The organism is Chamaesiphon sp. OTE_75_metabat_556, from assembly GCF_031378165.1.
Taxonomy (GTDB): Bacteria; Cyanobacteriota; Cyanobacteriia; order Cyanobacteriales; family Chamaesiphonaceae; genus Chamaesiphon.
In genome coordinates, this window is the sequence record NZ_JANNDR010000343.1 from 1 (window position 1) to 13,649 (window position 13,649).

Sequence of the window (13,649 nt, forward strand, 5' to 3'; positions counted from 1 at the left end):
ATGCACCATCATATCGGTGCGACCCGAATGCATGTAGATCCCCAGCAGGGAGTAGTTGATGCTAATTGTCAGGTGCATGGGATCGCCAATTTATTCATCGCGGGTAGTTCTGTCTTCCCCACATCAGGGTATGCGAACCCCACCCTGACGATCGTGGCCTTAGCGATTAGGCTGGCAGACCACATCAAAACACAGATGCAGTAATCAATCAAATCATGATGCTAATTGGAGTGTTAGGAGCAAGCGGATTTATCGGCACCAGAGCAGTAGAAATGTTGCATGCTGACGGCCATGATGTGCGCCCGATTGGGCGATCGCTGGGTCGTCTAGAAGGCTTGTCAGATCTAGATTTAGACTGTCGGGTTGCCAATTGTTTCGATCGGGCGTCTTTAGAGGCCGCGTTTCAAGATTGCGATGTGGTTATTCACTCGGTCTTGGGTAGTCCGGGGCTGATTCGCGGCAGCATCGCCCCCGCTTACCAGGCGGCACAGCGAGCTGGCGTGCGGCTGCTGATTTACCTCAGCTCGGCGATCGTCCATACTTGCGCTCCGGCAGTGGGTACGACGGAAGCCACACCCCCGATCGTCAATCAACCATTCCCCGCTCATCAAGCCAAAATTGATGCCGAGCAGAAACTCTGGCAACTGCGCTCTCAAGGGGAGGTGGGAGTGACGATCTTTAGGCCGGGGATCGTGTTTGGGCCGCGATCGCGGTGGGTGAAAGAGCTAGCGGATGGCCTCATTGACGATCGGGCATACTTAATCGATGGCGGTCAGGGGATTTGTAATACGGTCTATATCGACAATCTCATTCACGGGATCCGACTGGCTTTGACAACTCCAGCAGCGGATGGAGAGACGTTCTTTGTCGGCGATCGCGAGCGGGTGACTTGGGGTGATTTTTATCGGCCGTTTGCCCAAGTGTTGGGGGTCGATTTGGCCGGATTACCGGCAGTTACCGTCCCCACCTTTAGCCATCCCTGGCCGGAACGGGCGATCTATTCATTCCGTAATTCAGAACTAGTTCAAAAAGCGATCTCGATGGTTCCAGACCAACTCAAACAGCAATTGAAATCGGCGGCCAGTAGTCGAGCCAGCGTACCAACACCAACTGTTCCGTCCGCAGCCCCACCAGTAATCACTGAAATGATGTCGATCTTGCAGCAAGCCGAGTATCAACTCCCCTGGACTAAAGCCGAGCAAATATTGGGGTATCAACCGATCGTTTCTTTTGAACAAGGCTGCGATCGCTCGATCGAGTGGCTGGCTCAAATTGATCGGTTTCAACCGCTGCTGGAGTCAAAAGTAGCAGATCCGACCGACGAAGATCGGCAGCTTAGCTAAATTTAGCTAAAGACGCAGGCTAACAGTAGCACCGAGACAGCGCAAACAACTGTCGAGTCAATGGCTACCGATCCCGCCATAATTAATTTCCAGCAAACTTGTTAAGTAGAGGTAGAGAGTGGGTCAGTTCAATCATTTTTTTCTTACTAAGTTTAATGTGCGCAGTTTCCCAGACTTACGACCGGGCTGCGATCCCGTCTGGCTGGAAAATAGATTTAGATTATTCGATCGCTATTGTTTTCCATCCGTTCGCAATCAGTCAAATCAAAACTTTAAATGGCTGGTATTTTTTGATGCCGACACTCCCGACGCATTCAAACAAAAAATTGCCCAATACGCTACTAGTTGGGAAAACCTTGTCCCGTTGTATGTAGATTTTCCTCTGCCTTACGGTCAATTTCCGCCAGCGGCTAGGGAGTTAGTGCGGCAAGTTATCGCACCCGATTGCGAATACTTAATTACGACTTGGCTGGATAATGATGATGCGATTCATCAAGATTATGTCGATATGATTCAGGATAATTTCGATCGACAGGAAGCTGAAACACTGAACTTTATTTTTGGCTATCAGCTAAGTGATGGCAAACTGTACTTTGATTTTGAGATGGCCAACCATTTCATTAGCTTGGTTGAAAAATACGATCCCCAATCCTTTAATACCTGTCTGTGCAGGCCGCACAAAGAAATTTATCAAGTCTGTAAATCTGCTGCCAAAATCATTTGTAAGCCAGCTTGGATCGAAGTGGTACATGGTTCAAATTATATGAATGTGTACCGCCGAGGTTTTCGGATTCCCACTGGTAATATCTTGAAGGAATATGGCATTGAAACTGAAGCAGCAGTCGATCGGGAAGGAGCGATGCCATTTTGGCTAGAACAAGCTAAGATTTCAATTTTCTTTCCTTACTATTTCCTGAGAAAAGTTTTCCTGAGATTTAAACACAAACAACTTGATGAATTTAAAATCGGTCGCTTAAAATTTAAAAATTATTAATACCGCCGCGCGCGATCTAAACTGTTAATGTAATGAATATACTATGAAAATTTTAATCACTGGTGGTGCTGGCTTCATTGGGAAGTGGTTGGTCGAGAAATGTCCGATCGAGTGGGAGATTGTGGTTCTAGACTCGCTCGACGGGCAAGTTCATCAGACCTCGCCAGATTTTGCACCAGAACTGAGAGCTAGAGCCAAGTGTATCCAAGCTGATGTTCAAAATATTGAAGACCACATTGCGGCGATCGAAGGCACGGATGTGGTGCTGCATTTGGCGGCTCAAACTGGTACGGGGCAGTCGATGTACGAGCTGAGTAAATACGTCCAACAGAATGCCAACGGCACCGCTAAACTGCTCGAACTGATGGCCAAGCTCCAACACAAACCGCGTCGAATCATTCTCGCTTCTAGTCGGGCGGTCTATGGCGATGGGGCTTATACCGATGGCCAGCAGATTTATTACCCCAAAGGGCGATCGCTGAGTAATTTGCAGCAAGGGATGTGGGACATCTATGGTGAAGATGGCCACAAGCTCACGCCACTGCCGATGAACGCACATCACTTAACCAAACCTACCTCTGTCTATGGATTGACCAAATTGTGGCAGGAACAATTAATCCACAACTTTTGTGACAGCCAAAACATCGATGTGGCAGTGCTGCGGTTTCAAAATGTCTATGGACCTAAGCAAGAGTTGGGCAATCCCTATACCGGCATCGTCGGCATCTTTACCAATGCCATTTCCCAGGGCAATGCGCTCGAACTATTTGAAGATGGTTTGGTGACGCGAGATTTTGTGTTTGTGGGGGATGTCGCTGATGCGGTAGTCAAATGTGCCATTGCTCCTCAGCCGATTAATGCCACGATCGATATCGGCAGCGGCCAAGCAGTAACTTTGATCGAAATCGTCGAAACGATCGCCCACCTGTTGGGCAAAACAGCGGACTTTAGGATTTCCGGTCGCTTCCGAGTGGGCGATATCCGCCATGCCGTTGCCGATCTGAGTGCCTATGAAGCCAGCTTTGGGAACTGGCAACCCACTTCGCTCCAAGATGGACTAGCACAGTATCTGGAGTGGTATTTGGAGCGAGCACCGCTCCCGTCCAGTGCCTTGCAAGCCTCATTAGCCGAAATGGAGCGAAAAGGTTTGTTGCTAACTAAACATGCTTAACCATTCTTCAGGAACCAATTTGGGAAATAAATGAAAGTTTTACACCTGAGTACTTCTGATATCGACAATGGCGGTGCCAGAGCAGCCTATCGACTGCATCAGGGATTGGATGCGATCGGCTGCACCTCGCAAATGCTAGTACGGGCTAAATTCAGTCATGACAGTACGGTCATTGCCGAAAAGTCACTCTTGACTAAATTAGGTCCGCCCAGTTCTAGCCTGCCGTTGCGACTTTACCCCAACCAAAATTCGGCAATGTTCTCGCCGCAATGGTTGCCAGATGTACTCGCCAGTAGAGCCAAGGAGATCGATCCAGACATCATCAATCTCCACTGGGTCTGCAATGGCTATCTCCAAATTGAAACTCTCCCCAAATTTAACAAGCCCTTGATCTGGACGCTGCACGATCTGTGGCCGTTTACCGGCGGATGCTCCTATAGCAAAGAGTGCCAGCAGTATCAGGATACTTGTGGAGATTGTCCGCAACTACTCAGTGGGAAGTCACAAGATCTCTCCCGGTGGGTGTGGCAGCGAAAAGTTAAAGCTTGGGCAAATCTCAATCTGACGATCGTCGCAACTTCTGCATGGATGGCCGATTGTGCCCGCGCTAGCTCACTATTTAAACATCTGCGGATCGAAACGATTCCGCTGGGACTAGATACTGACAAATATAAACCGATCGATAAACGGTTTGCCCGCGAGTTACTCAATCTGCCCCAAGATAAGCAACTCGTGCTATTTGGTTCGGCCAATCCGGCATCAGATCCCCGCAAAGGATTCGATTTGTTGAGAGCGGCTCTCCAGCAACTAGCTAGCAGTGGGTGGCAAGATCGGTTGGAGCTGGTGGTGGTGGGTTCTACTCGACCGCAAGAGCCGATTGAATTGGGGTTCCCGATTCACTATTTGGGTTTCATGCATGACGATCTTGCCCTCGCAACTATCTATTCCGCCGCCGATGTCACAGTCGTACCCTCAATTCAAGAAGCATTCGGGCAAATGGCTTCTGAGTCGCTCTGCTGCGGCACTCCAGTCGTCGCTTTCAATGCTACTGGCTTAAAAGATGTTGTCGATAGCCAGCAAAATGGCTATCTGGCTACCCCGTTTGAAATTGAGGATTTAGCGAACGGAATTGTCTGGGTGCTAGAAGATCCAGCCCGATATCAAAAACTCCAGGATCGTGCCCGTGCCAAGGGACTCCAAGAGTTTGCTAGCGAAGTTCAAGCTCGTCGTTATTTATCCTTATATAAAGAAATATTAAGTCAGGTTTAGCTAAATCGTCGATCTATCTTATTTATGCATTGTCCTCATGAGCCATCATCTTTTACCAAAGTTCCCAGCAATCACTGTTGGGGAACTACTTGCCGATCGAAACAACGGACTAACATTTGTGCGCTTGTTGTTAAGCATACTAGTCTTGATAGCCCATAGCTACAGCTTAGGCGGCTTTGGAGAAGATAAATTTTTTTACGTGATTACCCGAGGTCAAGAAGGTAGTGGGGAGGTGGCAGTCAAGTCTTTCATGTTGTTATCTGGATTACTTGTTACTGCCAGTTTTGAACGCCAGCCGTTAAAGCTCTACTTTATCAATCGATCGTTACGAATTTTCCCAGGTTACTTATGCTCGATCTTGGTTATTGGTTTCTTATTTGGACCAATTATGGCAGTACTAAGTAATGTCGATCTCCAAACTTACTTTAGTACCGATCGGAATGGACCTTGGAGCTATGTATTGAAAAATAGTTTACTCGCTATTCGACAAACAGGTATTTTAAATTTGTTAGACAAAAATCCTTTTCCCCATTATGTTGCTGGCAGCCATTGGACGATTTGGCCAGAGTTTCAAGGATACTTGGTAATTGCCATCTGTGGGTTACTCGGATTATTGAAAAATTTTCGCTTCTTACTCGTCCCTTTTACATGCCTTTATGTTTTATCATTGGTTGCAATCTACAATCCTAATGCATTATCGAGTCTCAGCGATTTGAGAAGAATCGATCTAGGATTGTATTTACTTTCAGGGGTAATACTGTACCTCAATAGGAGTAAAATATTAATTAGTCAACGAGGACTTCTCATAACCATCTTAATTTTTATTCTTTGTATTATCCTACCCATATATGATTGGATCATGCCGTTTTTCCTGGGTTACTTGTTACTAGCACTGACACAGCTATTGCCAGAATATTTAAAGAAAATTGAAAAGGCTGGAGATTTTTCTTACGGCATTTATCTCTACCATTTTCCCATCCAGCAAATTGTCAGTTTGATAGGCGTTCAGCAGTTTGGATTTGGATATTACTTTATTTCTACATTTTTACTGACACTGCCTTTTAGCATCCTCAGTTGGCATTTTGTCGAGAAACCTGCAAACTCATTAAGATACTTATTTGCACCTCGAAGTTGAATTATTAAGTGTCACCAACCTATCTACGATAATTCAAATAAAAATCGAGTTAGAATGAAAAAAAAATTAATTGGCATCGATATGTTTCGCGGGTTAGCAATCTTTGCAGTAGTAGTCCTTCATGTTGATGGGAGTATTGTCGTACCCCCCCTTGGTTGGGCACAAGTTACTAGTTTTGCAAAATTTACAGTACCTTTCTTTTTGGCAGCTTCTTTCTATCTAGCGATCGATAAATTATATTCATCACTCAAGCCATATCCGCTCCGTTCGAGACTAACTCGGTTACTAATTCCCTACAGTTGCTGGAGTGCTTTATATGTATTCTACAAGATCGTAAAATATAGTATGACTGGAGATTCTGGTAAATTAGTTGCACTATTTCACGATCCCCTTGCTCTAATTTGTTTTGGTGGAGCAGCATTTCATCTATATTTTCTGCCACTACTGGCGATTGGCACCATACTAATTAAGTTTTCCGAGTGGACAATCGCTAAAAAGATCTCTTTAGCTGGATTAGTACTTTTATGTCTAGTAAGTTTTATAACTTATGAAATACTGATAGTCTCAGGTAATAGCCATGACATTGTTATCCACCAAGCTTTTCAACCTTTAATTGCAGCCGTTGTCCCAATGGAAAATATCAACCCGCTCTTACGATGGATTGCAGTTTCATTAGCTTGTGTGATCCGGTGTCTACCCTACATCCTGGTAAGTACGATCTTAAATCATCCGGCCTTCAAGAACTTTCAACTAAATTTTGTAAATAGGCGTCCAAATTGGTGGCCTTGGTTATGGTTATTTATTTTTATAATTTTAAATGGATTCGGACCTCACTTCCTCCCCCAATCTTTATATGAAGTCAGTCGTGGTTATTTAGCTTTATGGACTGCAATCTCTTTATCGAATATTTTAAAGGACAATTACCTAATCCAAAGTTTAGGAGCTTGTTCTTTTGGGATCTATTTAAGCCACATTTTTGTTTTGGAGTTTTTTCAATCCATGATGAAGCGCATCGACCCAGATTATATCAATAGCACCAGTACGCCTTTTTTGCTGATGATGGCGATCGTTATTATGGGAATCAGTTGGGCAATCACATTATTGCTAACCAGAACCAAAAGATTGTCTAGCATTCTATTTTAACAACTAGTTAAATTTACATTAGTTTTTTCTTTACAGTGAATTTGTGAACGATCGGAGTATTGAAATTGACATCTAAATCTAAAGGTTATGTCACAAATTTAAAATTAATGCTGTTTGGGTTTGGAACCGCTATTTTCCCTAGGGTGATCGCTGCACTCAAGATACCTTCTGTCATTAACTTTCTACACTTCTTCGCAATTCCGTTCGCTTGTGCTTCGGTATTGATTAACTCTCGCAGTAAAAATCGCAAACAACTAGCTCTTTCCAAAAGTCTGTTAGTGAGCTTATTTCTGCTGTTAATTGTTGTTTTTGCCAGTGCCTTGATCAATCAAGCTGGAATCATCAATATAGTGTTGGACTACTTACTATTAACAGAACCATTTATTTTGATACTGACGATCGTCAGTATCCCTATGACAGCAGATAGCTATCAATACTTCCGCGATTGGATCTTACGAGCAGCTCTGAGCAACACTCTGTTTGCCTATGTCCAAAAATATATCTTTCATATGGAAAATCTCTATGGCCAAGAAGATAATATCAAGGGCATTTATATCGGACAGGGAGCCGGACATGTGATTAGTGGCTCCGTGGCCATGACTTTTGCTATTTACTACTTTGTAAATGCAAAAAATAAGCCACTTTGGTTTCGGATTGCGATCTTGCTAGTTTGTCTCAATCAGATAATTATTTCAGATACCAAACAGGTATTGGTATCATTCATTGTCGGCTACGTAATGCTATATTTTCTCACCTTCAAAAATCTCACAAAGGCAGTATTATATCTGTTTGCTGGGTTGCTGGTTTTGGGGGTTTTCTATTGGGCTATCTATAACTTTGAATTCCTCTCTGCCTATAAAACTTGGATCAGACCGGAACTCTATGGCCCAGATGGGGAAGCAAACCGGTTGAAATTAGCGACTTTTCGGATTGTGCCCCAGTATTTTCACTCTCCCCTCAATTGGTGGTTGGGTCTAGGTCCCGGTCACACGATAGGGCGGTTGGGCGGATGGATGTTGACTACCTACTGGGATTTATTTGCCCCATTGGGGGCAACCGTCCATCCTGCTAGTAAAGAGATCTGGATGGCAGTAGCCAACAGTTGGCTGGGCGATCAATCCAGTATGTTTTCCCCATTATTTGGCTGGGCAGGGATCTGGGGCGATTTGGGACTATTGGGATTGGGAAGTTATTTTTACATTGCGGTGTTAGTCTGGCGTAAAGTTTGCCTGACAGACACTGCCAAGTACCTGATGCTGACGGTATTTGTCTTCGGTACGATCTTTTCCCAGTTGGAAGAGCCTGGTTATACCCTAATTGTGGCTAGCCTGATTGGATTAGATTGGCAATCTCGGCAGATTATCGCTCAAAAACAGATGGCAGTTGTTACTTGATGTTGAGTTGTCTAACTTATGGCAGTTTAAAAATGTTCAGGACTCTTAAAACAATGGCCGAGAACACAATGGCCACAATTACTTGTACTGGTGATTGTTGGTTGCTAGCGTTCTCCCCACCTTCCGCGAGGGCAGGGTAACAAATACTCAAGGATACGATCGCTAAGAGCAAAAATTTAAATTTAGACAACATTTTATTCAATACTCAATCTAATTTAGAATGCTTCCATCTAATTGCTGATCTGTCAAGAGATCGAACTTAATCTTCTTAAAAGAATAGCTAAGTATTAACTCATCTTTATTCCTTTAATAATCCCCATGAAAATCACAATTTTAGAGGTGCTTTAAATGCCTGAACCCCATACTCGCGTAGCTTTTTTTCTCGGTTCTTTCGGCGGTGGTGGCATCGAACGGATTACTGCTCGTCTGGCACATAGCTTTGTGAAATTGGGTGTAGAAATTGACTTAATCCTCAATCGAGCCGATAGTCCCCATCTCGGGCAAATGCCCGCCCAAACGCGGATTATCGATCTCAAGACTCCCAACTTATACCTAAGTTTACCAGGACTGGTGCGGTACATCCGGCAAGAGCGACCCAGTGCGATGCTAGCCGCCGATCACTACCTGAATGAGATTGCGCTGCTAGCCAAAGGGATCGCTGGGGTGCCATTCCGGCTGATAGTTGCCGAACATAACCAGCTCTCTAAAACTGCTCGGAATTCAACCACCCTGAAAGGGCGATTGGCTCCGATCTTTGCTCGGTTTTTGTATCCTGGGGCGGATGGCATTGTCGCTGTTTCGGAAGGGGTCGCCAAAGATCTTGCGAGCGTGGCCGCTCTGCCATTAACCAGCATTGAGACGATTTACAACCCAGTAATTAATGCCCAAATGCTAGCGAAGGCGAAAGAGCCAGTCGAGCATCCGTGGTTTAGCTCGACAGATGTGCCAGTGATTTTGGGTGTTGGCAAATTGGAACAGCAAAAAGACTTTCCCAACCTGATCCGGGCTTTTGCGAAAGTCCGGCAAGTGCAGCCCGCCCGCTTGGTCATCTTGGGCTGGGGACCCGATCGTCCAGAACTAGAAGCTCTGATTCAGACGATGGGACTGCAAGATGATGTGGATTTGCCGGGATACGTCCAGAATCCTTATGCCTACATGGCTCGATCAGCAGTATTCGTCCTGTCCTCTGCTTGGGAGGGTTTACCGACAGTATTGATCGAAGCAATGGCATTAGGCATCCCCGTTGTGTCTACTGATTGTGAGAGTGGTCCCTCGGAGATCTTAGCTGATGGGGAATATGGCTACTTAACTCCAGTCGGCGATAGCGACGCCTTGGCGGGTGCAATTTTAGAGGTTTTAGCAGGTCGAGTCAAAGCGATCGACTCAAGCTGGCTGGCTCAGTTTGATGTGGAAACTGCCACCCAAAAGTATCTCCAGATTTTAGGTGTGGCGTGAAGGTTCGCAAGCTGGATTTAGGTGTTGTCGATCGAATTATTTTATAGAGGAATCATCAATGACTAGTAATATAAATGCCGACCAGATTAAAGAACATTATGAGCTGGAAAAAAGTTTAGCCAGCCGCTTGTTAAATTCAACGAAACAAGAGCGTCAACACTTATATACAGCTTTATACGATGAGTTGTTTATGAAGATTTCTTTTCACCCTCAGTTAAGTGTGAAAGCCGATCCCTCTGCTGCTGCCTGGATCGTCGCGCAGCGGATGCAGTTGATTGAGGGCTTCCTCAATCCCGATCTCATCTTCTTGGAAATTGGGCCTGGAGATTGCACGCTCTCACTAGAGATTACTAAACACGTTAAAAAAGTTTATGCATTAGATGTCTCTAATGAGATTACTAAAAATTTGGCGATGCCAGATAACTTTGAACTGATTATTTCCGATGGTTGTTCCGTCCCGCTCCCCGATAACTCGGTTGACGTAGCTTACAGCCATCAATTAATGGAACATTTGCATCCCGACGATGCGATCGAACAGCTCCAAGCGATTTGTCACGCGCTGGTACCAGGTGGTACTTATATCTGTATTACACCCAATAAACTGTCGGGTCCACACGATGTCTCACAGCATTTTGATGAGGTCGCGACAGGATTTCATTTGAAAGAATATCTGCTCAGCGAGCTATATCAACTATTCCGATCGGCGGGATTTTCCAAAGTGAGTCTGTATAAAAGCTACAAAACCACTCATATCCACATCCCCCTATCTGGCATTACCATGCCGTTATTTATCGCGCTCGAATCAGTTCTCAAGGTTTTACCCTTCCCACTGCGACGAAAAATTGCCAGTTTGCCGATGCTATTTAGAGGAATGACGGTTGTTGGCGTCAAATAGCCCGATCGCTAAATTTTCACAGCGGTAAATTAGGTAACTAAAACGCTGTGAGATACTCATTTAGATGAGTGGATGCTGTATTTTATACGTACAAATCTCCACTGGTATCGATTCTACTATCCAGAGCCAGAATGAAATTTAATTTATCTAAACCTAGCAGCTCTAAATCAAAACATCCAGATCGGCAGTATCAAAACTATGTATTTATTTTTCTCATCCTCTGCTCGACTTGTCTGTTTTTGAAGACGCTACTCGACATAAATATCTTGGTGTCAACAGGTCGAATGGTTAGTACCCAAGATTGGGTAGACTTGATGCTTTCACAAAAAGAGAAAATGGCAGAGAATTCTCCAATAGAGCCACAGAGAATTCTGATCGTGTCCGCCAGCAACGGCTTATTTAGCTTGTCAGCAAAAACAATCTCCCAAAAAACTGGATTGAGGACAATTAATCTAGGATCGTATGGTGGTCTTGGCGGAGCATACATTCTGAATCGAACGTCAAAGCTGATTAGAAAAGGAGATATTATTTTATTGCCTTTAGAGTACGAATTTTACTCTTCATCAGATATTTCAGGCGACTTCAAGAAGGACAGCTCACTTGCTCGATTTATGATTTCCTATGACAGAAATTCCCTCAAAGAAATATCAACAGCATCGATCCTTAACTTTGTTTTCAGCAATGCATTCTCGGGAAATGGCAAGAAAGAATACATGAGCTACTTTCGTGGGCACTTAGGTAAAAAGGATATCTTGGAGAGACTTCAGCAACAGCATTTGAAGGGTGGATGTTATAGTGGCTATAGTTTGAATGAATATGGCGACGAAACCTGTAATAAGGGGAATGCAGATGCCCCAGTGAATCCAGATGTCATCAAGGACGCAACGCCAAGAATGCCAAGATCGATGTCTACAATCGATCCAGGTGGTTATATTCAAAGATTTGTACAGTTGGCAACAAACAAGGGAGCCAAAATAATTCCCCTCTATCCGGTATCGACATATACAGACGATTATCAAGATTTAGCTTTCAAAAAATCCGCACAAAAAATCAAGAAATATTGGGAAGATCGGGGCATTGAGTTTCAGGATTCACTGATAGATTCTCTCTTACCTCCAAACTTAATGTTTAATGCAAATTACCATGCTAATGACATTGGCAGAGAAAAAAGAACGAAAATCATTATTAATACGATCGAAAATTATCTAAAAAAAAGTAAGCAGGGGCGAGCCTAATGCTCTTCAATTCAATTGATTTTATCTTTATTTTCATGCCGATCGCTTTAATTGGTTTCTGGTTGATTGGTAGCTTCCAGAATCGTTCGCTAGTCATCGGTTGGCTGACCTTTATTTCACTAATCTTTTATACGATCTGGAGTTACCAGTTTCTACTGCTATTATTGCTGAGTATTGCGATTAACTGGGCGATCGGATTAGGCCTCTCACATCAACGCAGCAATCTCACCGACGGCGAAAAAATGAGTGCGGCAGTCAAGTTACTGCTACTCCTAGGCATTAGCCTCAATTTGAGCTTTCTTGGCTATTTCAAGTATGTTAACTTCTTCATCGATACGGTTAATAGTTTGGGGTTCAACTTGGCACTACTCGATGGACTAGTTCTGCCGTTGGGCATCTCTTTTTATACTTTTGAGCAGATCAGCTATTTAGTGGGCATTGCCAGAGGAGAAGTTAAGTCATATAGTTTGCCACGCTTTGTGCTGTTCGTTACGTTCTTTCCCCATCTCATTGCTGGTCCAATCCTTAACCCCGGTGAATTAACTTCCCAACTTCAAAAATTTAAGTATCGGCTTGACTATCGCAATCTGGCCGTTGGTTTTACCATATTTGCCTTTGGACTTTTCAAAAAAACAGCGATTGCTGATTCTGTTGCTATTTTTGCTACGCCGATTTTTATGGCTGCCGAGCGAGGAGAATCAATTAGTTTTTTACTGGCATGGCAAGCAGCAATTGCTTACACGCTCCAACTCTATTTTGATTTTTCTGGCTATAGCGATATGGCGATCGGATTATCAAAGATCTTCGATATCAAGCTGCCCATGAACTTCTTTTCTCCTTACAAGGCTGTCAGCATCGGTGATTTTTGGCGACGTTGGCACATTAGCCTCGGTCGATTTTTACGCGACTATCTTTATATTCCGCTCGGCGGTAGCCGCAACGGCGAGTTCCGTACTTATGCCAACCTCTGGCTCACCATGTTGCTGGGGGGACTGTGGCACGGGGCTAACTGGACTTTTATAGTCTGGGGCGGGCTACACGGAATTTACCTTTGTATCGATCTCGGCTGGCAGCAATTCCTCAAACGGCGTGGTCTGGTCTTCGAGTCTGGATATCATTACTGGCTGGCTCGGCTGCTAACTTTCCTGGCCGTAATGGTTTCCTGGGTCGTATTTCGAGCTGAAACTTTGAGTGGTGCTAGTCGCGTGCTGCTGGGCATGTTTGGTGGGAGTGGCTTGATCCTGCCTGAGGTGTTTGCCGATCGATTGAGCGTGCTCCGTAGCTTTGGCATTGAGTTTGGAACGCTGGATCTTTATAGTGGCACCCAAGGATCTCTACTGCTGTTGTGCGTACTGGGCTGCGCACTGTTTCTACCCAATCTTTATCAGTTCACAATTCGAGAGCCTGCTGCCCTCGATATCTACAATAACCTGAAGGGGCAACACCCAGCTTGGTACGCTTGGCGACCAACTTTCGGGTATGCTTTGCTGACATTTGGCATCTTTGTGATTGGATTGGGCTTCAGTAGTCAAGCTAGCGAGTTCTTGTATTTCCAGTTCTAACAAGGTGATAAGTATTGCCAGTTGTTACGCTACTTGACGGATAGACAATTATA

Annotated in this window: 12 protein-coding genes; all 12 read left to right on the forward strand. The window is 44.5% G+C overall.

Annotated features, from left to right (window positions below):
• Positions 1–204 (forward strand): GMC oxidoreductase (locus RMO27_RS13770; protein ID WP_309733421.1); only part of this gene is annotated, 204 nt, incomplete at its 5' end.
• Positions 205–215: 11 nt separating this feature from the next.
• Positions 216–1,343: an NAD(P)-dependent oxidoreductase gene (locus RMO27_RS13775; protein WP_309733423.1), complete on the forward strand. Its 1,128-nt coding sequence runs from the start codon at positions 216–218 to the stop codon at positions 1,341–1,343.
• A gap of 157 nt (positions 1,344–1,500) precedes the next feature.
• Positions 1,501–2,337: a glycosyltransferase gene (locus RMO27_RS13780; protein ID WP_309733426.1), complete on the forward strand. Its 837-nt coding sequence runs from the start codon at positions 1,501–1,503 to the stop codon at positions 2,335–2,337.
• A 43-nt stretch (positions 2,338–2,380) separates the two neighbouring features.
• Entirely contained in the window at positions 2,381–3,508 is a 1,128-nt protein-coding gene (locus tag RMO27_RS13785) for an NAD-dependent epimerase/dehydratase family protein (RefSeq protein WP_309733428.1), read from the forward strand.
• A 30-nt stretch (positions 3,509–3,538) separates the two neighbouring features.
• Positions 3,539–4,777 (forward strand): glycosyltransferase family 4 protein, encoded by a 1,239-nt coding sequence (locus tag RMO27_RS13790; RefSeq protein WP_309733430.1) that lies wholly within the window; start codon positions 3,539–3,541, stop codon positions 4,775–4,777.
• Positions 4,778–4,814: 37 nt separating this feature from the next.
• Positions 4,815–5,912, forward strand: a complete 1,098-nt coding sequence (locus RMO27_RS13795) for an acyltransferase (RefSeq protein WP_309733432.1) — start codon at positions 4,815–4,817, stop codon at positions 5,910–5,912.
• 54 nt (positions 5,913–5,966) lie between these two features.
• A complete protein-coding gene (locus RMO27_RS13800) occupies positions 5,967–7,055 on the forward strand; it encodes an acyltransferase (protein WP_309733433.1) in 1,089 nt (362 codons plus the stop codon).
• A gap of 65 nt (positions 7,056–7,120) precedes the next feature.
• Positions 7,121–8,449 (forward strand): hypothetical protein, encoded by a 1,329-nt coding sequence (locus tag RMO27_RS13805; protein WP_309733435.1) that lies wholly within the window; start codon positions 7,121–7,123, stop codon positions 8,447–8,449.
• A gap of 348 nt (positions 8,450–8,797) precedes the next feature.
• Complete coding sequence (locus RMO27_RS13810) at positions 8,798–9,904, forward strand: glycosyltransferase (protein ID WP_309733436.1); 1,107 nt, start codon at positions 8,798–8,800, stop codon at positions 9,902–9,904.
• A gap of 58 nt (positions 9,905–9,962) precedes the next feature.
• Positions 9,963–10,799, forward strand: a complete 837-nt coding sequence (locus RMO27_RS13815; protein WP_309733438.1) for a class I SAM-dependent methyltransferase — start codon at positions 9,963–9,965, stop codon at positions 10,797–10,799.
• A 131-nt stretch (positions 10,800–10,930) separates the two neighbouring features.
• Positions 10,931–12,034 carry a hypothetical protein gene (locus RMO27_RS13820; protein ID WP_309733440.1) on the forward strand — a complete coding sequence of 368 codons (1,104 nt, stop codon included), beginning with the start codon at positions 10,931–10,933 and terminating at the stop codon, positions 12,032–12,034.
• On the forward strand, positions 12,034–13,596 hold the full coding sequence (locus RMO27_RS13825; RefSeq protein WP_309733441.1) for an MBOAT family O-acyltransferase: 1,563 nt from the start codon (positions 12,034–12,036) through the stop codon (positions 13,594–13,596). Before RMO27_RS13820 ends, RMO27_RS13825 begins: the two co-directional genes overlap by 1 nt.
• Positions 13,597–13,649: the final 53 nt, after the last annotated feature.

Bases quoted from the DNA above. Each gene is read 5' to 3' on its own strand.
- RMO27_RS13775 (WP_309733423.1), top strand. From the start codon at position 216: ATGATGCTAATTGGAGTGTTAGGAGCAAGCGGATTTATCGGCACCAGA.
- RMO27_RS13785 (WP_309733428.1), top strand. From the start codon at position 2,381: ATGAAAATTTTAATCACTGGTGGTGCTGGCTTCATTGGGAAGTGGTTG.
- RMO27_RS13790 (WP_309733430.1), top strand. From the start codon at position 3,539: ATGAAAGTTTTACACCTGAGTACTTCTGATATCGACAATGGCGGTGCC.
- RMO27_RS13795 (WP_309733432.1), top strand. From the start codon at position 4,815: ATGAGCCATCATCTTTTACCAAAGTTCCCAGCAATCACTGTTGGGGAA.
- RMO27_RS13800 (WP_309733433.1), top strand. From the start codon at position 5,967: ATGAAAAAAAAATTAATTGGCATCGATATGTTTCGCGGGTTAGCAATC.
- RMO27_RS13810 (WP_309733436.1), top strand. From the start codon at position 8,798: ATGCCTGAACCCCATACTCGCGTAGCTTTTTTTCTCGGTTCTTTCGGC.
- RMO27_RS13815 (WP_309733438.1), top strand. From the start codon at position 9,963: ATGACTAGTAATATAAATGCCGACCAGATTAAAGAACATTATGAGCTG.
- RMO27_RS13820 (WP_309733440.1), top strand. From the start codon at position 10,931: ATGAAATTTAATTTATCTAAACCTAGCAGCTCTAAATCAAAACATCCA.
- RMO27_RS13825 (WP_309733441.1), top strand. From the start codon at position 12,034: ATGCTCTTCAATTCAATTGATTTTATCTTTATTTTCATGCCGATCGCT.